Source organism: Pseudomonas sp. 478, from assembly GCF_003254125.1.
In the GTDB taxonomy this organism is placed as follows: Bacteria; Pseudomonadota; Gammaproteobacteria; order Pseudomonadales; family Pseudomonadaceae; genus Aquipseudomonas.
Map to the genome: position 1 here is coordinate 350829 of NZ_QKZG01000005.1, position 21265 is coordinate 372093.

Genomic DNA, 21265 nt, shown 5'->3' on the forward strand with positions numbered 1-21265 from the left:
TTCCGGGACCTGCGCTGATGGTCCGCTGGTTGCGCAGCTCCCTGCCCGCTCGCGCCGGGCTGGCGGTGATCCTGATCGCCGTGCTCGCCCTCGCCAGTTCGTTGAGCGCCGGGTTGATCGCCTGGTTCAGCCAGGGCGATGCGGCCGCCATCAACACCGCAGGCTCGGTGCGCATGGAGACCTACCACCTGAGCTGGAAACTGGCGGCGGGTGCAACGCCCTCAGAAATCATCGCCATCACCGACAGCCTGCAAACCCGTCTCACCAGCCAATCACTCAAGGCGGTGCTGGAAGATGGCCCGACCACTGCGCTGCAAATCAGCTACGGGCAAATCCAGCAGCAATGGAACGAGGATTTGCGCCCGGCACTGGAACGCGGCGACGCCGCCTATTTTCAGGTCCAGGCCCTACCCTTCATTGAACAACTGAACCAGTTCGTCAACCTGTTGCAGCGCCAAAGCGAACAGAAGCAAGGCTGGCAACAGGTGATCCAGGGCCTGGCTTTGTTCACCACCCTGTTCGTCCTGCTGATTGGGCTCTACGAATTGCAGTACGGGGTCGTCATGCCCTTGAAAGAGTTGGTGGACGCGACCCAGCGCTTTCGGCGCGGCGATTTCAAGGTGCGGGTCAATCATCAGTCCCAGGACGAACTGGGCCAGTTGGCCATGAGCTTCAACGCCATGGCCGAGACGATCGAAGATTCGCATCGCACCCTTGAGAGTCAGGTCCAGCAAAAAACCCTGAACCTGCAACAAGCCAATGCCGCCCTCGAGTTGCTGTACCAAAGCAGTCGAAGCCTGGCCACACGCCTGGCCAATGCCGAAGGCCTGGATGAGTTGATCCGGCGCTTCCAGCAACGCTTGCCCGGCTTGCGTCTGTCGCTGTGCCTGCAAGGACAAATGCAGGCACCGGCCCAGCAGTTGCTCGCCCTGCATGGCGCGAACATCCGCGAAGTCTGCGCCAGCAGCGATTGCGCCACGTGCCAGAAGCACCATAAAGCCAGTCCACAAACCTTCAGCATCAGCAATCAGGGCAGTGAACTGGGTGAACTCAAGGCGCACTTTGTCGACGGGCACCCGACGCAAGCCTGGGAAACCCAACTGATCCAGGCCCTGGCCAACCTGATTGGCACCTCGCTGTCGCTCAAGCGCCAACGGGAACAGGATCATCGCCTGCTGCTGCTCGACGAGCGCACGATCATTGCCCGCGAGCTGCACGACTCACTGGCCCAGGCCTTGTCCTATATGAAGCTGCAAGTCAGCCGCCTGCAGACTCTGATGCGCCGTGGCGAACCGGTCGAAACCCTGGAAAACGTCACCGCCGAACTGCGCGAGGGGCTGAACAATGCCTACCGCCAGTTACGCGAGTTGCTGACCACTTTTCGCTTGCAGATTCACGATGCGGGACTGGTGCAGGAACTCAAGGACACCGCCGAGGAATTCTCCCGTCGCGGCGAATTCCAGGTGCACCTGCACGTCGACGCGCTGGCCTTTCAGTTATCGGCCAGCGAGCAAATCCACATTTTGCAGATCACCCGCGAGGCGCTCTCCAACTGCCTGCGCCATGCCCACGCGCAGAACGCCTGGCTGCAACTGCGTCAGGCCGGTGAAACCGTCAGGCTCATCGTCGAAGACGACGGGCGTGGCTTCAGCGGCAACGTCGACCAACGCGAACACCACGGCCTGAAAATCATGGATGAGCGCGCCCGCAGCTTGCGCGGCCAACTCGAAATAGTCTCCAGGGAGCCGCAAGGCACCCGCGTCCAACTGGAATTCCAACCGGAGTTTCTCGGGCAGAAAACAGAAGGTAGCGTCACATGAACCCGTCCCTGCAACACACCATCCTGCTGGTCGACGACCACCCGATGATGCGTCACGGCATCCGCCAGATGCTCGAACTCGAAGATGATTTCCTGATCGTCGGCGAAGCCAATAACGGTGAAGAAGCACTCGCTCTGATCGAGCCGCTGCAACCGGACCTGGTGTTGCTCGACAACAACATGCCGCTGATGAATGGCATTGAAACCCTGCGCCAATTACGGGCGATGCACTACACCGGCAAGGTGCTGCTGTTTACGGTATCGGACGCCGAAGACGATATTCGCGACGCACTGCGTCTGGATGCCGACGGCTACCTGCTCAAGGACATGGAGCCCGAGCTGTTGATTCAGTACATCCGCAATGCCTTGAACGGCGAATTGGTGATCAGCCCGGGGCTGACCCAGGTCATGGCCCAGGCACTGCGCTCACCGCAGCGCCAGACCGTGGTGGAACTGACCGAGCGTGAACGCCAGGTGCTGAAAACCATCGCCAGCGGTTTCAGCAACAAGGTCATCGGGCACAAGCTGGGCATCACCGAAGGCACGGTCAAGGTTCACGTGAAAAACCTGCTGCACAAACTCGGCTTGCGCTCGCGGGTCGAGGCGGCGGTGTGGGCCATGGAGCATCTGCGCAATGCCGGATGACGGGCATGCCTCTTTGGAGGTAGGCCGGCAGAGGCATAGGTCATCGGGCCGGCGCTCTCTACTATGAGCGTCAGCGGAGGTACGCCATGCTGACCCACCCTTCCATCGTTTTATCGTTGCGTCGTCACCATCTGTTCAGCCAGTTACCGGAGAAAATCTTCGAGGAAGTCTGCGGCCTGGCGATGCTCAAGCGCCTGGCCTGTCACAGCACACTCATGCACCAAGGCGATCCGGCCAAGCGCTTTTTCCTGCTGGTCAGCGGCCAGATCAAGTTGTACCGGCTGACCGGCGAAGGTCAGGAAAACCTGGTGGAGATCATCCAGCCGGGCCAGACCTTTGCCGAAGCCTTACTGTTCAGCCAGGCCCGCCTCTACCCGGTGAGCGCCACGGCGCTGAAGGACAGCGTGCTGGTGAGTATCGAGGGCAGCCATTACCGCAACGCCCTGGAAGACCAGCCAAAAGTTTGCCTGGCGATCCTCGCGAGCATGAGCGTCCACTTGCACCTGCGTCTGCGGGACATCGACACCTTGACCATGGCCAGTGCGAGCCGGCGGGTGATCAATTTTCTGCTCCAGGAACGCAATCCGGTCAGCGGCTTGATTGTGTTGCAGGTGTCCAAACGCCTGGTGGCTTCGAAGCTGGGCATCCAGCCGGAAACCTTTTCGCGGATCTTGCACCGACTGGTGGACGGCGGCCTGATCGCCATGGAACGACGCAACATCAGCATCCTCGCCGAAGAGGATCTCGCGGCCTTCCAATAGACGGAATTGACCGCAGTCAATGCGCAATGCCACCAGCCTTGCACACTGAAGAAGTCCATCCATGGAGAGCGCTCATGTCCCGTTCAACCTTGCCTCTGATTTACTCCTGCTCAGGCTGCTCCAACGTCGCCCAACTGGCCAACACCCTGGCCGTGCGGCTGGATCGCAGCGGCCTGGCGGAAATGTCCTGCATCGTCGGGGTCGGCGGGCATGTGGCGGCGCTGGTCAACAAGGCACGCTCGGGGCGGCGGATTTTTGCGTTGGATGGGTGTCCCTTGCAATGTGTTGAAAATTGCCTGAAGCAGCATGATCTGCATGCGGATGTGCATTTGATTCTTAGCCATTATGGGTTGCGTAAGCGTTATGGCGAGGATTGCACTGAGGCAGAGAGTGATGAGTTGTTTGAACAGATCAGGCAGTTGATTGCCAGTGATGCTCGGCAGCATGAAAGCCGGCAGGAAACGATGGCCTAAGGGACAACGAAAATCAAAACTGTGGGAGCGGGCTTGCTCGCGAAAGCGCACTGACCGCTGACCGCTGACCTATGATTTTGGTCGGAGTACATATCCATTGTTGCGGTAACGGCAACCGATGGTTCCGCCCTTACGGCGGGTCACTTGGAAAAGCCCCAAGTAACCAAGGGCTATTGCCCCTGTCGTTCGGTGCCTCGCTCCGGTCCTGCTCCGTGGGCCCGCCGCCATCGGCCATCCATGGCCGGGGGCGGCTAACCCGGCATCCATGCCGGGTTGCCCACTGCGCAGAACCTCCACTCAGCCTCTCGATATAGGGGCGAGTACCGCAAAAGCACCGCGAGGCGGCCTACCGGCCGGCCTGTCTCTTTAAGCGTGCGCATTCCCCCTGTGGGAGCGAGCCTGCTCGCGATGAGGCCCTGTCAGTCGACATCAATGTTGAATGTAAGTCCGCCTTCGCGAGCAGGCTCCCACAGTTGGATTTTTGGCGGGCATGACATAGAGGTCCACCGCCGATGACCATGACAGACATCAGGTCGGCTATCAGGCCGCCTCGCTTTGGCTTTTGATCTGGCTTTTGATCTTGATCTGCCCCGTCGGAAGGCCGAGCGCAGGTTCTGCGCAGTGGGCACCGCGGCAAGGATGCCGCGGTAGCCGCCCCCGGCCATGGATGGCCGATGGCGGCGGGCCCACGGAGCAGGACCGGAGCGAGGGTACCCTGAGCCTAAGCGAAGGGCCGTACGTCAGGGGCCAAAGCGTTTTGGTTACTTTGGCGCTTTTCCAAAGTGACCCGCCGTAAGGGCGGAACCCTAAGTCGCCGTTACCGCAGGAATGGATATGTACCCCGACCAAAAATACGGCTAACCGGCCGCCATCGCAGCGATGTCGATTACCCCGCAGCCAACCCCTTCCCCGCCCGCTCCAGATTGCGCCACAACCACACAGGCAACACATCAGGATCCAGACTGTCGATCAGGTTCTTCAACGCCAACCCCAACTCCGTATCCCCCTCAATCACCAAACGCCGGCGAAAGAACAACGTGTCCGGATCTTCCTGACGACTCGCCAACAACAAAAACTCGCGCCAGTTACCGCTGATGGTTACATGCGCCGTGGCGCGTTCAGCAATTCGCAACCCGTCACGCGTCAACGTCAGGAACCACGACAACCCCAGGTCCGGAATCCGCAAACACAACCAACGCCCACGCAACACTTCAAACTCGCCATCGCGCAACGGTCCGGCGAGGCAGCGATTGAGCGCCTGCTGCAACGCCAGGCGCTGCACCGCAAAAGGCACCCGGCGCACCAATGGCAACAACCGGTCGGCACCTTTCAACAACCACTTCTTACGATTCAACACAGGCCGACCTCCTCGACGCGCAACATGCCGGCCTGGCCATGCCAGTAGCCATTGCAACCGTCGACGAACAGCGGCGGTGTCTCGCCCAGACGAACCCGTTGATAGGCCGCGATCACCTCGGCCATGCCCTGAGCGCGAGGGCTCAGACGCAACAGATCGGCGCCACAGGCCACCAGCCCGGTGTAATCCGCCAGCAGATTGGTCACCTCCGCTGACATCGTTTGAATACCGTTAATGGTGAACAGCGCCTGCCCTTCCTGACTGGTCAGCGGCAGGCCATCAGGGTAGTTGAGGCAGCAAAACCGGCAGTCGTCCTTGGGCAGGTTTTCCGCCCGGGCCGTGAAGCAGCGTGCGGAATAGGCCAACGGCAAATGCCCATAAGCAAAGATCTCGACTTCCGGCACCTCACGGCCCAGTTCGCGCACTTGATCGAGCACATCGCCAATCAGCGCTGCCGAGCATTCCACCGGCGGCACCCAACGGGTCATCCCGCAGTCCAGCAGTTGCGCGAGCGTATGACCGTTGTACACATTCAGCGCCGGGCCGCCCACGAACGGCAACTTGCGCTCGGCCAGAAACTGCACCGCGCCCATGTCGTTGGCTTCCACCAACAATTGGCCGTTGTCGCAGAGCCGGCGAAGGCTGGAGAGTTCGGAAGCCGCTTCGATCAGCGTCAGGCTGGAGATCACCAACTGCGCCTGGCTGCATTCCTGCAACTCGCGCCCCAGCCCCAGCCATTGATCCAGTGAAAAGGCCCGGCGTTTAGAACACACGGTTTCCCCCAGGTAAATCACATCCAGGGGCAAGGCCGACATCTCGGCGTAAAAGTTGCTGAGTTGCTCTTTGTCCCAATAAAACAGGACCGGTCCAAGGCTGAGCTTCATGTCGACTCCCTCATTGCCATGATCGATGGTAAGCACCCAGGGTGGTCTGGCTGCCTTCGGACAAACCGGCCAACACCTTGCGCCATTCCTCCTTGACCCGAAAACTGCCCGGCGAGCCACGATGGGCATCCAGTGCCGCGCGCCAGACGCGGGTGACTTGTTCGACATAGGCCGGGCTGCGTTGCCGGCCCTCGATTTTGACCGCCTCGACGCCGATGGCCGTCAATTCCGGCAGCAAGTCCAGGGTGTCGAGGCTGGTGGGTTCTTCCAGTGCATGAAAGCGTTTACCGCCGACCAGGAAACGGCCTTTGCACAGGGTCGGGTAACCGGCGGGTTCATCGGGGGTGTAGCGGTCGATCAGCACTTCACTGAGCCGCGCGCTTAAGCCGTCGGCGTCGTCGCTCCAGCGCACCGCTTTGGCCGGTGAGCAAACGCCGCGCAGGTTCGGCGACTCGCCGGTAATGTAGGAAGACAGATGGCAGCGCCCTTCGGCCATGATGCACAAGCTGCCGAAACCAAAGACTTCGATGGGCACCGGGCTGCTCGCGGCAACCTGGCGCACCTGCGCCAAGGACAACACCCGCGGCAGCACCGCGCGACGAATGCCGTAGCGCTGCGCATAAAACTCCAGCGCCGCGGCATGGGTTGCCGAGCCTTGTACCGACAGGTGCAACGCCAGTTGCGGGTGACGCTGGCTGGCGTAGTTGAGTACCCCGGGGTCGGCGGCGATCAGCGCATCCACGCCGAAATCGGCGGCACGATCGACCGCCCGCTGCCAGCGTTCCCAGCCCTTGGGTTGCGGGTAGGTGTTGACCGCGACGTAGAGTTTGCGTTGATGCTGGCGGATGTGAGCGACCGCCGCGTCGAACTGTTTGTCGTCCATGTTCAGCCCCGCGAAATGCCGGGCATTGGTGTCATCGCGAAAGCCGACATAAACGGCATCGGCACCTTCGCGTACCGCCGCTTTTAGCGCAGGCAGATTCCCTGCCGGGCAGACCAGTTGCATGGGTAATCCTCATGGAAAAACGCGCTGCCAGTCTAGCGAGACCGGCAGGCAGAGCCTTGACGACAATCAATTACGATCAATGCATCAGGTCGGCGAAGGACAGGAACATCACGTTGTCGTGCTTGAGCACTTGCTGTTCGCACTCGATCACCGCCAGCCCATCGGCCCAACACGCGGCGGTCAACATCGCCGAGCTTTGCTGAGGGTGCAGTTCCACGCTCAACTGGCCGTCAGCACCCGGGGTCAGTCGAGCCCGCAGGTACTGCCGACGCTTGTTGCGCTGCAACCAGTCGAACCCGGCGGGCACGGCCATTGGCACCGGCAACACGTCTTTCACGCCCTGGGCCCTGAGCAAGAACGGACGCACCACCACCAACGCGGTAATCAGCGCCGCTGAAGGATTGCCCGGCATGCCGATCCACGGTTTGCCGGCCACTTCGCCGAAGGCCAGCGGTTTACCCGGCTGAATCGCCAGCCGCCAGAAATCCAGGCTACCGAGTTCCTCGATGGCCTGTTTGAGGTGATCTTCCTCACCGACCGAGACGCCACCGGAACTCAACAACAGGTCGCATTCCGAGGACGCCAGGCTCAAGGCGTGCCGGCTGGCGGCCAACTCATCGGCCATCACGCCATAGTCGTGCACCTCGACGCCCCAACCGCTCAACAACGCCGCGAGGCAGTAACGATTACTGTTGTAAATCTGCCCCGGCGCCAATGGATCGCCGGGTTCACGCAGTTCATTGCCGCTGCTGAGCAAGCACACCTGCAACGGTCGATAAACCTCGACCCGCGCGATGCCAGCGCCGGCCAGCAATCCCACTTCTTGCGCACGCAGGCGTTTACCGGCCTGGAGCAACAGATCTCCCCGGCGAACCTCCTCGCCTTCCTTGCGCACGTGATCGCCAACGCTTACGGACGGAAACCAGACGCGCTCGCCATCGATCCGGCAGCGTTCCTGCGGCACCACCGTGTCGGCACCCGGCGGCAATGGTGCGCCGGTAAAAATCTGTACCGCCTGCTGCGCGAGCAACGGCGAGCACGCCGGATCACCCGCCGCAATTCGTCCGCCAATCGGCAAGTAGCCACCGTCCGCTGGCAGGTCAGCGGCTCTGAGGGCGTAACCGTCCATCGCACTGTTGTCCCAGGCCGGCAGGTTGACGGGGGAATGAATGTCCGCCGCCAGCACCCGACCCAAGGCTTGATCCAGACCGATCTTTTGCGCCAGGGGCGGCGGCGGTGCCTGATCCAGCAAACGGCTGATGGCCTCGTCCACCGGCATCAGATTACCGAGGTCGCACACCCGGCCGGTCATGAGCGTGGCTCGCAGGCGTCGATGACCTGTTGCCCTTGCGGCTTCAAATGCGGGGCGAAATTGCACGGGCCGGTGCGGCTGTCCAATTGCTCGAGCAGGATCTGGTTCCAGGCGGTTCGACACGCGCCGGGCGAGCCCGGAACGCAGCACACCAGCACGCCATTGCTCATCCCGGCCAGCGCCCGTGACTGCAGACTGGACATGCCGATTTCCGCCAGGGACACCTGACGGAACAGTTCACCGAAGCCTTCCACGTGTTTGTCCAGCAATGGCAAGACTGCTTGCGGTGTGTTGTCACGCGCGGTGAAACCGGTGCCACCGGTCATCAGTATCACTTGAACCTGAGGGTCTGCGATCCAGTGAGAGACCTTGGCGCGGATCTGATAAATGTCGTCCTTGACCAGGTCACGGTCAATCAATACATGCCCGGCCGTTTGCAGCAAATCCGTCAGGGTCTGCCCCGAGGTGTCGGTGTCAAAGGTGCGCGTATCGCTGATGGTCAGCACGGCGATGTTCAGGGGTTCAAACGTGCGTTGCGCCAGATGGGCCATATCCAAGCCTTCCCGTGAATGAGGGTATGGGATAAAGCCTGAACCGGAATCCCCGGTGAGCCTATTCCTCCAAGGAGGTACCTCCACAGGGACAGATGAAGATTGTGCTGGCCACACAAAAACCTGTGGGAGCGAGCCTGCTCGCGAAGGCGGTGTGTCAGTCACCATTGATGTTGCCTGACACACCGCCTTCGCGAGCAAGCCCGCTCCCACGGTTGATCTGCGTCGCTACATGACCTGCGCAGTGGGGCTCAAGGTGCCAGGCGATTGCGTTGCCATGCGCCATCGCACAACCGGTAATCGAGACGATCATGCAAGCGGTCCGCACGGCCCTGCCAGAACTCCAGACGCTCAGGGCGCAAGCAGTAGCCGCCCCAATGCTCGGGCCGCGGCACGGTCTTGCCGGCAAAACGTTGGGTGGTTTGTAGCAACAGCGATTCAAGCTCGGCCCGGTTGGCCAACGGCCGGCTTTGCGGTGAAGCCCAGGCGCCCAGGCGACTGTCCTGTGAGCGGGAATCGAAGTACGCATCCGACAGCATCGGGTCGAGCCTGGAGACCTGGCCTTCGATACGTATCTGACGCTCCAGCCCCGGCCAGAAAAAGGTCATGGCGGCATGCGGGTTGGCCGCCAGTTGCTGGCCTTTGTCGCTCTGGTAATTACCGAAGAATGTGAAGCCTTCATCGCTCAAACCCTTGAGCAGTAGGACCCGGGCGTGCGGGCGCCCTTCACTGTCGACCGTCGCCAACACCATGCTGTTGGCTTCGACAGGCGCGCGCTCGGTGTCGCGGGCCAGTTGCAGCCATTGCCGGAACATCGCTATCGGGTCCTCCAGCGCCGAGTCGTCTTGCAGGCCAAAAAGGGTGTAGTTGCGGCGCATCTGTGCCAGGGAAAGGGGCATGACGGTGATCTCCAAAAAGGGTTCTGCCCAGTGTGCGACACACTGCGCAACAGCACCTTGATCACCATCAACACTTAGCACGCCCAGCCTTATTTAAGGCGCAGACGCCGAGCCAGTTTGTGCAGGTTGCTGGGGTCGACTTCCAGAATCCGCGCGGCGCTGGCCCAGTTCTCCCCGGACAGGCTCAAGGCCTGGAGGATTTTCTTGCGCTGGTAATCATCGACCGCTTCACCCAGGGGCTGGAACGGCTCATCAGCCGTCACGTCCAGGGGACTTTCGACGACCGCGCCCTGCCCGCCCATGGCACTGTCGAGGTCCAGAATCTCGGGTTCCAGGGTCATGATCAGCGTACGACTGGTGCCGCGACTGAGCTGTTTCAACGCGGCCCGGCTGATCACATGTTCCAGCTCGCGCACGTTGCCCGGCCAGCTGTACGTCAGCAGCGCACGCTCAGCCGCCGGTGACAGACGCAAACCGCGCAAACCGAGTCGTGCCCGATTGAGTTCAAGGAAATGCCCGGCCAGCATCAACACGTCATTACCCCGCTCGCGCAGCGGTGGAATCGGCACCGGGTACACCGAGAGTCGGTGATACAGATCGGCCCGAAACAAGCCGTCGCGGATGCTGTCCGGCAGGTGCCGGTTGGTCGCGGCGATGATGCGCACATCGACATGCAACGGCTTGTCGGCGCCGAGGCGCTGGATCTCACCGTTCTGCAGGGTGCGCAGCAACTTCGCTTGCACGGCTAATGGCAATTCACCGACTTCATCGAGAAACAGCGTGCCACCGTTGGCCGCATCGAAACGCCCGGCACGGTCACTGGTGGCGCCGGAAAACGCGCCTTTGACATGGCCGAACAATTCACTCTCTGCCAGAGACTCCGGCAAAGCCGCGCAGTTGACCTGCACCAGCGGCTTATGACTGCGGCGCGACAGACGATGCAAGCGCCGGGCGAACAGCTCTTTGCCGACGCCCGTCTCGCCCAGCAGCAACACCGGCAGCTCGGAATCGGCCAGCACGTCCAGTTCATTGAGCAACAGATGCAGCACCTCGCTCTGCCCGAGGATTTCGCCTTCATCAGCGGGCCTGCGCACGTCTTGAATATCGCTGCGGGACAAGCGCAGGCTGCGGTTTTCCTGCTCGAGCCGGGTGACTCGCACAGCGGCTTCGATCTGCAAGGTGCAGCGCTTGAGTTCTTCTCGCGCACGGCTGTCGAAAGTCCCGGCGTGCAACGCATCAAGGGTGATCGCGCCCCAGATCCGACCCTCCACGTACAGGCTCACGCCCATGCAGTCGTGTACGGGCATCGGTTCGCCGGCGTGATTGTCGAGCAAGCCGTCATAGGGGTCCGGCAAGCGACTGTCGGGCTCGAACCAGGTGGGTTCGCGCGACGCCATGATCGCCGCTAGCCGCGGATGCTGGGCGATGACAAACCGACGGCCCAACGCTTCATGCACCAGCCCCACCGTCGCGACCGGCCTGAGGCTGTCATCATCCAGACGCAGCAATCCCACGGCGCCACTGTTGAAGTATTCGCGCAAGGTCTGGACCAATCGTTGCAACCGCACAGCATTGGGCAACTCGACAATCAGGTCGGCCGCCAGGCTTTCACGCAGCATGGTAGTTTTTACCCTCTATGGTTGGATTCACCCTAAAGCGTCCGGGTGTCTATCACCACAACTAAAAATAAAGCTCTATTTTTCAATACGTTAAAGATGGCATGCCGGGTGCAATAAGTCTGGGGAACCGTTGAAATCCAAACAAGGAACCCCCTGATGAGCCTGACCCTACTGGAACAAAGCCTCGGCCAACTGGCTTGCGATATTCCCGGCGCCACGCGGATCTTTCACACCTTCAAACTGGACTTCTGTTGTGGCGGGCATAAAAGCCTGCGCGAAGCGGCCGCTGGCAAAGACCTCGATCCGGTGCTGATCGCCGATGCGCTGCACCGGCTGCAAGACACCGGCGAAACCCAGCACGACTGGCGCAGCGAACCGTCGGAGCTGTTGATCGCCCACCTTCTGGCGCGCTATCACGCCCGCCATCGCGAGCAACTGCCGGAACTGATCCGCCTGGCCCGTCGCGTCGAGCAGGTCCACGGTGCGCGCAGCACCTGCCCCAACGGCCTGGCCGATCTGCTGACCGACATGCAACAAGAACTCGAAGGCCACATGCTCAAGGAAGAACAAGTGCTGTTCCCGATGCTGCAACAGGGCATCGGCCCTCAGGCCGCGCCGCCGATCCAGGTGCTGCGCTTTGAACATGATCAACATGGCGAAGCCCTCGAAAAGCTGCTCGCGCTGACCAACAACATCACCCCGCCGGCCGATGCCTGTAACACCTGGCGTGCCCTGTATCGTGGGCTGGTGGAGTTTCGTGATGACCTGATGCAACACATCCATCTGGAAAACAACGTGTTGTTTGTTAACGCCTTGAACCGTCGTCACTGATCGATTGTCGCTCACACCCAACCCGCGCCAGCCCTCCGGTTGACGCGGGTTTTGTCTGTCAGGGACGGCGGGCGATCAACCGTGCCAATAGAACATGGCCTTGGCCAGGATCACGATCAACACCATGTGCCCGAGGATGCTGCGGCGAATCCAGCTGGCGCGAGTCGTGGTCAGGCGTGCGCTTTTCAGCCAGTACGCCAGCAGGAAGTAATGGCCGATGATGCTCAGGGCCAGGATGATCTTCAGGCTCAGCAACGTGCCAAAACTGCTGGCCAGCGGCTGACTCAATACGCCACGGTGTTGCCACGCCAGGCTGATGCCGGCGCCATACAACAGCAACACCACGCCATGCAGCACCTTGCGCGAACGCACTGCAATCGCTTGATCGGCGCCCGTTTGCGCGGTAACCGCCACTTGCTGGCGGGCGTTGTGCCAGATCACCACCTCGAAAAACAGCGTGCCGATGAAGGCAATCGCCGCCAGCAAGTGGGTGACCAGTAAAAAGGGATATAACACTGGCAGCCTCCGTCAGTTCGCTTGCTTAGCCTGGATGGCCGTCCACCCGGGCCCGCAGCAGCATCGGCCCGTAGCGCCAGGCGTACAGCGCGAACGCCAGCACCCAACACAGACCGGCCAGCCACAACGCAGGCAGGGGAAAGAACAGGATCAACACGACCCGGCTCAGACACGCCAGGTTGAGCAAAATGAATGCCAGGGTCATGCCCGACGGCGGCTCCAGCGCTCGGCCGGTGTGGCCCAGGCTGACCCGCGCGATCATCGCCAGCACCAGGCCGCCCATGGCGCCGATGGTCAGGCAATGCACCGCCAGACTCGGATTGATCGGCACACCGAAATGCCACAGCGCCATTGCAAGACAGGCCACCGCCAACCAGGCATACGCCAGGTACAACGACCACAGCAACGGCACGTGCCAGAGGGCGCGATCATGCCAGCGAACCAGACGCACCAGATGCCCGGCGGCCAACACGGCGAATAACAGGCCGACCCAGAGATTGGGGTCAAGCGCAGGTCCGGCGGCATATAACAACGCCACCAGCGGTGAGCCAATCAGCAGCAGCCAATCCAGCCACGGCCAAGGGGTCACGCCATCGACCTTGCCGAGGCCGCGCTGGATGAAGAACGGAATGACGCGCCCACCGATCAAGCCCATCATCGCCGCCACCAGCCAGAGGCCGGTCAGCACGCCTTGACGCTGCCAGCCTTCATGACCTTCGATGAGGCCGTACAGGGACAACCCGTCGGCCGCCGCTAACAACAACAGCACCACCGCAATCGGGTAGTTACGTTTCTGCCGCACCTTCCACAAGGTGAAACCCATGAGCGCGGCCACCGCCAGCGGGAACGCCAATTCCAGCACGGCGAGCACCGGCAACGGCGCATTGACCAGCCAGGCCACGCGCGCCAACAACCACAGCAGCGCCAGCGCGGCCAGTGGTCGCCCGCTGAGGCCGGGACGACCGGTCCAGGTCTGCACCGCTGTCAGCAGAAAACCCGCGATGATCGCCAGGCCGAACCCGAACAGCAATTCGTGTCGATGCCAGCCCAGCCACCCACCCGCCGGCAGCCAACCGGACAGCGCACCACTGAAGGCGGCCAGCCAGAGCGGAATGACCAGCACTGCCAACAGGCAGCCGGCGAGGAAAAATGGCCGAAAGGCCAAACGTAACAGCGGCGCGATGGCCATCGCTTTACGGCGGTCAAGCACTTGCATAAAGCCACTCCTTTACCTTGCTGCTGACCTGACGCCAATCCACATGCGTCGAGGTAAGTCCGGGGGCAATGATCGGGTATTGGCGATCAATTGCCTTTGTCGCAGATCAAGTGTGCAAGGGGCGTGCCCTGCAGCTTTCTCGTATTTCTGAGGCGAGGGCGTTTGTCCTTGTGGGAGCGAGCCTGCTCGCGATGACAGCGGAACATTCAGCATCAATGTCGACTGACCCGCCGCTATCGTCGGAACGCCGCCCGGAGCCGGCTCGCTCCCACAAGGGTGTTTGGATCAGGGTACAAATGACCATTTAAGGGTTATTTGAACCCTAAACCTTGTGGTCTTTTTTACCCTGATTTCTGACACCCCCAATAAACAAAGGCCTCCAGGCATGGCCCGCGTCTTGCTCACGCTTTCAGCAATCAAAAAAACCTTGGTCCCTCTCGATCCCCAGGAGTCGTCATGAAAAAAGTCATCCAGCCACTGGCCTGGTTTGTGGTGCTGACCTCGGTTCTGGCGTTGGCCAGCGGCGTCTCGCTGGGCCTCGTTTGACTTGATCGCTATCCCCTCCTCAATCTTCAGGATGAATTCTTATGGTGCTTCATCGTGTCCATCACCAGATTCTGCGCAGTCATCACTTGTTCGAGCCGTTGAACGAAGAACAGCTGGATGAACTGATGAGTACCAGCCACTTGTTGAGCATCGACAAGGGCGAACCGTTGTTCCGCCAGGGTGAACCGGCAGACTCGTTCTATTTCGTGATTGCCGGCGCGGTGAAAATCTACCGCCTGACACCGGATGGGCAGGAGAAAGTGTTTGAGGTGATCGGCGATCGGCAAACCTTCGCCGAGGCGATGATGCTGATGGACACCCCGAACTATGTGGCCTCGGCCGAAGCCATCTGCCCGACTCAGCTCTATCGGTTATCCAACAACACCTACATGCGCCTGCTGCAGAGCAATAGCCGACTGACCTTTGCGCTGCTCGGCAAGCTCTGCGTTCGCCTGCATCAACGGGTCAACGAAATCGAAACCCTGTCGCTGAAAAACGCTACCCACCGGGTCGTGCGCTATCTGCTGACGCAACTGGTGCGCCAGCAAACCGTTGACAGCCAATTCGAGCTGCCGATGGCCAAGCAACTGATTGCCGGGCATCTGTCGATCCAGCCGGAAACCTTTTCGCGGATCATCCGTCGCCTGATCGATGAAAACATCATCACCCAGGACGGCCGCCAGATCGCCATTCTCGATCGTCTGCGCCTGGAACAGTTCGAGTGAGTGCCATGCCCGTCTGTTTGTATTGCCAACACACCAACCCCGCACAAGAAACCGAGTGCCGCCAATGCGGCATGCCCCTGCCGGCATTGGCGGCACAGGCGGGGGAACGCCGGCTGCGCCAATTCATGTGGTTCTGTATTGGCCTGACGATCTTCTGCGTGACGATGTTTTTCTGGCTACCGCGCAACGCCTGATCCCCCGCAAATCTCCCCTGTAGCAGCTGCCGAGCCTGTGGTGCTGTGGCGCTGTGGTGAGGGGATTTATCCCCGTTCGGCGGCGAAGCCGTCGTAATCCATTGGACGCGGTGTGGCTGGAAAAAAACAGGGGCCGCTTCGCAGCCCAACGGGGATAAATCCCCTCACCACAAGACAGCTACAGGACCCAGGTGACCAAGGAGATCACGGCTGGGTCAGCTGGCGATACAACTGCGGCAAGCGCAGGGGTAGTTGTTCGGGCTGGCGGATCAAGGTGTAGCCATTGGCGCCGAACATGTACGGCAGGTAATCCCCGGCCTCGCGGTCAATCGTGATACAGAACGGCGTCAACCCCTGACGCCGCGCCTCCAGCACCGCTTCGCGGGTGTCTTCAACGCCGTAGCGGCCCTCATACAGATCCAGATCATTCGGTTTGCCATCCGTGAGCAGCAGCAACAGTTTGCTGCGGCGTTTGCTCTTGCCCAGCAGTTGGGTGGCGTGGCGGATGGCGGCGCCCATGCGGGTGTAATAACCCGGTTTGAGCCCTTGAATGCGACCACGGGTGTTGTCGTCATAACGCTGGGTGAAGGACTTGAGTTCCTGCATGCGCACTTGATGACGACGCAGTGAGGAAAACCCGTACAGGGCGAAATCATCACCCAGCACCGACAGGGTTTCGCCGAACAGCAGCAAGCTGTCGCGGATCACATCAATCACCCGATGTTCATCGTTCAAGTGCGCGTCGGTGGACATCGACACGTCGGCCAGCAACAGGCACGCCAGGTCGCGGCGCGTCTGCCGTTGTTCCATGAACAGACCGCGTTCCGCACACTGGCCATGCTCGCGTTCAACGTGAAAATCCAGCCAGGCCTGCATGTCCAGTTCAGACCCTTGAGGTTGCTGGCGTAACCATTGGCGGTCGTTGCGCAGGTGCTCGAACTGGCGGCGCAGACGGTGCGCCGAGGCCTTCAGCCGTGGCGGCAATGGCTGCGCCTCGCAGTCGCGGGGCACCATCATTTGCAGGTTGACGAAGCTGTCCTGCATCTGCTGTTTGCGGTAATCCCACTCCGGCAGCTTGATGCCCTCGCCCAGGGGAATATCGTCGACATCGGCCGGTGGCAAATCCAGGTGCAGCTTGAGGCCGCCGCCCTTGCGCAGACGGGTGCGCGACAGGCTCAGCTCGTCGAGGTCCTCGGCGACTCTGGCCGCGTCAGGGTCTTCGCTGTCGTCTGACCAGCGATCCAGGTCGACGTGTTCGGTCCAGCTGAACAGGTTCTCCAGGCGCACGATCAACAACCCGCCGTCGCGGCTGCCTTCATCAATCCGCTTGGCGCGTTTACTTCCCCCTTTCTGCTCACCGGGCGGGGTCGTCAGCGATTCTTCCGACTCGTCACCGAGGTCGGCTGCCTGCGGGCTGGCGAGGTTTTGCGGTGGGTACAGCCACAATGGCAGCGGCCACGCGGCCCGTTCGCTGCGGGGAAAATGTTCGACACTGCCCGGCTCGCGTAGCGCCTGGCATAACGCTCGTTCCAGCGCCGCTTCGCCGGGGTTCAATGTCGCCGGATCCGGGCGTAGTTGCAGATGGGCATCAACCAAACGTTTGTACCGGGCACGCAACGCGGGATAGCGCCGCAACAGCTGTTGCGTCCAGCGTTGATTGTCCCGCCCCCAGTGCCGCATCTGGCCGGCCTGGGCCGCCAACAATGCGAGCCAACGATAGAGTTCCTCGTTCAGCGCGACTTCAGGAAACACCGCCAGGCTCGACGGCAGACGCAGGTTCGCCTCGTCGCACCACGCCAAGGGCACTTGCTTGCAGGTGCCGGCGATCTGCTGCAGCACGTTGCGTCGCAACAGCAGGTCGCGGTCGCTGGCGGCTTCGACACCAATGCCACTGGCGCCGCCCATGGCGCGAAACAGCAGCGCCAGCGGTCGTTGCTGACTGGCCAGCTCGACCCGTGCTTCGGGGAAGTCCGGGCTTGCGCGCCGGGTGATGAAGCGATGCCAGACGCTGCCGACCCACTCTTCCAATTCGACGGTAAAGGCCATGGTCATTGCCCTTTTTGTAAAGCAAAAAAACGGCCCGCTGTATCAGCCGGGCCGACCTTTTCTAGCCGTTACAGCGGCTCATGACGGAACCACCGCAGCCGGGGCGCGCAAGGCTGCGCGGCCACGCTGCTTGAAGCTGAACAGGTAACACGCGAGCCCGGCGAAGAACCCGAGACCGGCACCCAGACGAGCCCAGAACAACACTTGCAGATGTTCCACCGTGGCCATAAATGGCAGCGCGACTCCATCGACCTGCCAGCGTTGCAGGTAGACCTGCACGACACCCGCAGCAGTGAGGAACAGCGTGATCATCACCATCGACAGGGTCATCAACCAGAAGCCCCAGATTTCGTAGGTCTGCGAACGCTCGTCAGCCGCTTCACCCAACCCGCGCAATCGCGGCATGGCGTAGCTGATCAAGGTCATCACGATCATCGCGTAAGCACCGTAGAAGGCCAGGTGACCGTGAGCAGCCGTCAGTTGCGATCCATGGGTGTAGAAGTTGACCGGTGCCAGGGTGTGCAGAAAACCCCAGACGCCTGCACCGAAGAACGCGGTGACCGTAGTGCCCTTGGCCCACAGCGTGGCGGCGCGGTTCGGGTGTTGCCGGCGACGGTTCTTCACCATGCTGAAGGCGAAGATCACCATGGCCAAGAACGGTAGCGGTTCGAGTGCCGAGAAGATCGAGCCGACCCACAACCAGACCTCGGGCGCACCGATCCAGAAGAAGTGGTGACCGGTACCGATGATCCCGGTAATCAGCGCCATGGCGATGATCACATACAGCCATTTCTCCACGACTTCCCGGTCTACACCGGTGATCTTGATCAGGACAAAAGCGAGCATCGAACCCATGATCAGTTCCCACACGCCTTCTACCCAAAGATGCACCACCCACCACCAGTAGAACTTGTCGCGGGCCAGGTTGCCGGGGTTGTAGAAGGAGAACAGGAAGAACACCGCGAGCCCGATCAATCCGGTCATCATCACCATGCTGACGGTGGTCTTGCGACCTTTGAGCAAGGTCATGCCGATGTTGTAGAGGAAGCCCAGGCACACCACCACAATGCCCATCTTGGTGATGGTCGGCTGTTCCAGGAACTCTCGTCCCATGGTCGGCAGCAGCTCGTTGTGGGTCAGCTTGGCCAGGCCGGCATACGGCACCAGCAGGTAGCCCAGGATCGTCAGCACGCCAGCGGCGGCGAATACCCAAAACAGGATGATCGCCAGTTTCGGACTGTGCAGTTCGCGGTCGGCCTCTTCCGGAATCAGGTAGTAGGCGGCGCCCATGAACCCGAACAGCAGCCAGACGATCAGCAGGTTGGTGTGCACCATCCGCGCCACGTTGAAGGGAATGATCGGGAACAGAAAGTCCCCTATCACGTATTGCAGGCCCATGATCAAACCGAACAGCACCTGACCGAGAAACAGGATCAAGGCAAACACGAAGTACGGTTTGGCCACGGCTTGCGAGGCGAATTTCAGATGCGGATTAGCAATGCTCATCGCTTAGCCCTCCTTGTTTGGCGGCCAGCCATTGGTGTTGATTTTCGAGCTCCATTTGAGGAACTCGGCGATGTCATCCACCTCCTGGTCACTCAACTTGAACTGCGGCATCGCGCGTCGGCCCGGTACGCCCAGTGGCTGCATTTTCATCCAGGCATGCAAGAAGGGTTTGAAGCCCGCCTCCCCGCCGCGCCGCTGAAACACATTGCCCAGCTCAGGCGCGAAGTAGGCGCCCTCGCCCAGCAGAGTGTGGCAGCCGATGCAATTGTTTTGCTCCCAGACCAACTTGCCGCGCACCACTGATTCGGTTAGCTGCGCTTCATTGCTGCGGGCCGGAAAGGTCTGTTCCGTGTGATAGGTCAAGGCCAGGAATATCAGGAAGAAGAAGATGCTTCCCCCGAAGTAGATATTCCTGGCCATGCCTTTGGTGAAGGTCTCTGACATGGTCGCTTCCTCTTTGCTTGGCCCGTCCATGATAGGAAGCGAAGGGTTGAAACCTGCTTGATGGCGATCAAGAAAGGCAGATGGTTTTGGTCGGGTATTGCCGACGACGCAAATCAAATGTGGGAGCGGGCTTGCTCGCGAAGGCGGTGTGTCAGTCGCAATTGATGTGCCTGACACACCGCCTTCGCGAGCAAGCCCGCTCCCACATGAGTATTCCTTCAGCGGAACGACATCAGTGTCATCCCGATCACCACCGCCAACACCAGCGCCCAGCTCACCATCAACCGGCGCCACAGCCGCGGCGCGTGGCGCATCTCCATGAAGCCGTCGGTGATCAGCCACGCCTTGCCCACCGCCACCAGCAAGATGGCCATTGTCAGCAGCGATGTCGCGCCAACGTGGGCCAACGCCACCGTGCATACGCTTAACGTCGCGAGCGCCGCCCAACAGACGAGCAATACCCTGGAAACAGACATGAGAACCTCGTCAACTCAGCACGTAGACCAGCGGAAACAACATGACCCAGATCAGATCGACCATGTGCCAATAGAGCACGCCGGATTCAAACCCGCTGCGCGTGTTGGCGTCGTACAGGCCACGGCGACAGCGCTCGGCCAGCCACCCGAGAATGACCATGCCGAGCACTACATGCAGAAAATGAAAACCGGTGAGAATCCAGTAGAGGGTGAAAAAAGTGTTGTGCTCCATGCCCAGCCCCGAGCCCAGCAAGTGCCGGTATTCCGTGAGCTTCAACACCACGTAGACACTGGCAGCGAGCAACGCCATCAGCAGGAAGACGGCGCCGTGGCGGGACCGTGAGCGCCTGACTTGCTCCTGCGCCAGCGCGGCGAACAGGCCCGCAGTGAGCAGGCTCAGGGTCATCGCCAGACCGGTGGAGGTGTTCAGCAATAGACGGCTTTCACTGAACATCTGCGGCTTGAGCGCCTGGGTCACGGCGAACACCAGGATCAGGATGGCGAACACCGACAGCTCAGCCAGAATGAAAAACCACATCGCCAGATCGCCTGGCAAGTGGCGTTGCGAAACGCCCGTGGACTCAGCCGAAGTGGACATCAACCACGTCCATCAGCGCGGCAACGGTCAGCGGATCGTCGCTCAGCGGCTCGGCCAGGCAGGCCATGCAGGCCTCACGCGGGCTCATGCCGGAGCGGATCATCCGCGCCGTGAAAATCAGTAGTCGCGTTGAGGCGACCTCCTCCAGATCATGTTGATCGAGCCGGCGCAGCGCCTGCCCCAGCCGCACCACTTGCGCCGCCAGCGCGCTGTCCACCTGCGCTTCTCGGGCAACGATGCGTTCCTCATCGGCCACCGGCGGATAGCCGAAACGCATCGCCACAAAGCGTTGGCGGGTGCTGGGCTTCATGCCTTTGAGCAGGTTCTGGTAACCGGGGTTGTAAGACACCACGAGCATGAAGGACGGTGGCGCTTTCAATACTTCGCCGGTGCGTTCCAGGAACAGCTCACGACGATCATCGGCCAACGGGTGCAACACCACCACGGTGTCCTGACGCGCCTCGACCACTTCGTCCAGATAACAAATGCCGCCTTCACGCACCGCTCGGGTCAGCGGTCCGTCCTGCCACCAGGTGCCCTGGGCACCGATCAAGTGACGGCCGATCAGATCCGCCGCGCTCAAGTCGTCATGGCACGCCACGGTGTACAGCGGCAGTTTCAGCCGATGGGCCATGTGCTGGACGAAACGGGTCTTGCCGCAGCCCGTCGGGCCTTTGATCAGCACCGGCATGCCGTGTCGCCAGGCTTGTTCGAACAGCGCCTCCTCATTATTCAGCGGTTGGTAGAAGGGTTCGGTCGGGTGTTCGCAAGACTGGGTACGGTCCATGGGCTGCCTGTTCCAAAAGCGGATTCAACGAACACGCTACGGGCCCCTGCGACA

General features: G+C 61.1%; 22 protein-coding genes. 7 read left to right on the forward strand and 15 right to left on the reverse strand.

Annotated features, from left to right (window positions below; translation table 11 throughout):
• Positions 1-17: 17 nt before the first annotated feature.
• The 4 genes from DFS28_RS13510 (at position 18) to DFS28_RS13525 (ending at position 3698) form a co-directional block, all read left to right on the forward strand.
• Entirely contained in the window at positions 18-1820 is a 1803-nt protein-coding gene (locus DFS28_RS13510; protein ID WP_111450198.1) for a HAMP domain-containing protein, read from the forward strand.
• Positions 1817-2464: a two-component system response regulator NarL gene (gene narL, locus DFS28_RS13515; RefSeq protein ID WP_111450199.1), complete on the forward strand. Its 648-nt coding sequence runs from the start codon at positions 1817-1819 to the stop codon at positions 2462-2464. The genes DFS28_RS13510 and narL overlap by 4 nt, the downstream gene beginning before the upstream one ends.
• An 86-nt stretch (positions 2465-2550) precedes the next feature.
• Complete coding sequence (locus DFS28_RS13520; protein ID WP_111450200.1) at positions 2551-3225, forward strand: Crp/Fnr family transcriptional regulator; 675 nt, start codon at positions 2551-2553, stop codon at positions 3223-3225.
• Positions 3226-3299: 74 nt separating this feature from the next.
• Positions 3300-3698 (forward strand): putative zinc-binding protein, encoded by a 399-nt coding sequence (locus tag DFS28_RS13525; protein WP_111450201.1) that lies wholly within the window; start codon positions 3300-3302, stop codon positions 3696-3698.
• A gap of 886 nt (positions 3699-4584) precedes the next feature.
• Here DFS28_RS13525 and DFS28_RS13530 read toward each other — a convergent pair.
• From DFS28_RS13530 to norR, 7 genes are all read right to left on the reverse strand, one after another.
• On the reverse strand, positions 4585-5055 hold the full coding sequence (locus DFS28_RS13530) for an SCP2 domain-containing protein (protein ID WP_111450202.1): 471 nt from the start codon (positions 5053-5055) through the stop codon (positions 4585-4587).
• A complete protein-coding gene (locus DFS28_RS13535) occupies positions 5049-5939 on the reverse strand; it encodes a U32 family peptidase (RefSeq protein WP_111450203.1) in 891 nt (296 codons plus the stop codon). Before DFS28_RS13535 ends, DFS28_RS13530 begins: the two co-directional genes overlap by 7 nt.
• A 10-nt stretch (positions 5940-5949) precedes the next feature.
• Complete coding sequence (locus DFS28_RS13540) at positions 5950-6945, reverse strand: peptidase U32 family protein (protein ID WP_111450204.1); 996 nt, start codon at positions 6943-6945, stop codon at positions 5950-5952.
• 76 nt (positions 6946-7021) lie between these two features.
• Positions 7022-8257 (reverse strand): gephyrin-like molybdotransferase Glp, encoded by a 1236-nt coding sequence (gene glp, locus DFS28_RS13545; protein ID WP_111450205.1) that lies wholly within the window; start codon positions 8255-8257, stop codon positions 7022-7024.
• On the reverse strand, positions 8254-8808 hold the full coding sequence (gene moaB / locus DFS28_RS13550; protein ID WP_111450206.1) for a molybdenum cofactor biosynthesis protein B: 555 nt from the start codon (positions 8806-8808) through the stop codon (positions 8254-8256). The genes glp and moaB overlap by 4 nt, the downstream gene beginning before the upstream one ends.
• Before the next feature lie 251 nt (positions 8809-9059).
• Positions 9060-9707: a pyridoxamine 5'-phosphate oxidase gene (gene pdxH, locus DFS28_RS13555; protein ID WP_111450207.1), complete on the reverse strand. Its 648-nt coding sequence runs from the start codon at positions 9705-9707 to the stop codon at positions 9060-9062.
• Positions 9708-9796: 89 nt separating this feature from the next.
• Positions 9797-11326, reverse strand: coding sequence for a nitric oxide reductase transcriptional regulator NorR (norR, locus tag DFS28_RS13560; RefSeq protein WP_111450208.1), 1530 nt, complete (start codon positions 11324-11326; stop codon positions 9797-9799).
• Between the two features lie 156 nt (positions 11327-11482).
• Between norR and ytfE the strand changes: the two genes are divergently transcribed.
• Complete coding sequence (gene ytfE, locus DFS28_RS13565; RefSeq protein WP_111450209.1) at positions 11483-12157, forward strand: iron-sulfur cluster repair protein YtfE; 675 nt, start codon at positions 11483-11485, stop codon at positions 12155-12157.
• Between the two features lie 75 nt (positions 12158-12232).
• Here the strand turns inward: ytfE and DFS28_RS13570 are convergent, their stop codons facing one another.
• Together DFS28_RS13570 and DFS28_RS13575 are read right to left on the reverse strand one after the other, a co-directional pair.
• Entirely contained in the window at positions 12233-12673 is a 441-nt protein-coding gene (locus tag DFS28_RS13570) for a CopD family copper resistance protein (RefSeq protein ID WP_111450210.1), read from the reverse strand.
• A gap of 25 nt (positions 12674-12698) precedes the next feature.
• On the reverse strand, positions 12699-13889 hold the full coding sequence (locus tag DFS28_RS13575) for an NnrS family protein (RefSeq protein WP_111450211.1): 1191 nt from the start codon (positions 13887-13889) through the stop codon (positions 12699-12701).
• 587 nt (positions 13890-14476) lie between these two features.
• On the opposite strand from DFS28_RS13575, the gene DFS28_RS13580 reads away from it, so the two are divergent.
• Both DFS28_RS13580 and DFS28_RS13585 read left to right on the forward strand, forming a co-directional pair.
• Positions 14477-15160: a Crp/Fnr family transcriptional regulator gene (locus tag DFS28_RS13580; RefSeq protein WP_008156275.1), complete on the forward strand. Its 684-nt coding sequence runs from the start codon at positions 14477-14479 to the stop codon at positions 15158-15160.
• Positions 15161-15165: 5 nt separating this feature from the next.
• Positions 15166-15354, forward strand: coding sequence for a protein DnrP (locus tag DFS28_RS13585; RefSeq protein ID WP_111450252.1), 189 nt, complete (start codon positions 15166-15168; stop codon positions 15352-15354).
• Between the two features lie 204 nt (positions 15355-15558).
• Here DFS28_RS13585 and DFS28_RS13590 read toward each other — a convergent pair whose 3' ends face one another.
• The 6 genes from DFS28_RS13590 to DFS28_RS13615 all read right to left on the reverse strand — a co-directional run bounded on the left by DFS28_RS13590 (position 15559) and on the right by DFS28_RS13615 (position 21211).
• A complete protein-coding gene (locus tag DFS28_RS13590; RefSeq protein WP_111450253.1) occupies positions 15559-17400 on the reverse strand; it encodes a nitric oxide reductase activation protein NorD in 1842 nt (613 codons plus the stop codon).
• Between the two features lie 78 nt (positions 17401-17478).
• Entirely contained in the window at positions 17479-18906 is a 1428-nt protein-coding gene (locus DFS28_RS13595; protein WP_111450212.1) for a cbb3-type cytochrome c oxidase subunit I, read from the reverse strand.
• Between the two features lie 3 nt (positions 18907-18909).
• On the reverse strand, positions 18910-19350 hold the full coding sequence (locus DFS28_RS13600; protein WP_111450213.1) for a cytochrome c: 441 nt from the start codon (positions 19348-19350) through the stop codon (positions 18910-18912).
• A gap of 218 nt (positions 19351-19568) precedes the next feature.
• A complete protein-coding gene (locus DFS28_RS13605) occupies positions 19569-19826 on the reverse strand; it encodes a cytochrome C oxidase subunit IV family protein (protein WP_111450214.1) in 258 nt (85 codons plus the stop codon).
• A gap of 10 nt (positions 19827-19836) precedes the next feature.
• Positions 19837-20424, reverse strand: a complete 588-nt coding sequence (locus tag DFS28_RS13610; RefSeq protein WP_111450215.1) for a cytochrome c oxidase subunit 3 family protein — start codon at positions 20422-20424, stop codon at positions 19837-19839.
• Positions 20408-21211 (reverse strand): CbbQ/NirQ/NorQ/GpvN family protein, encoded by an 804-nt coding sequence (locus DFS28_RS13615; protein ID WP_111450216.1) that lies wholly within the window; start codon positions 21209-21211, stop codon positions 20408-20410. Before DFS28_RS13615 ends, DFS28_RS13610 begins: the two co-directional genes overlap by 17 nt.
• Positions 21212-21265 lie beyond the last annotated feature (54 nt).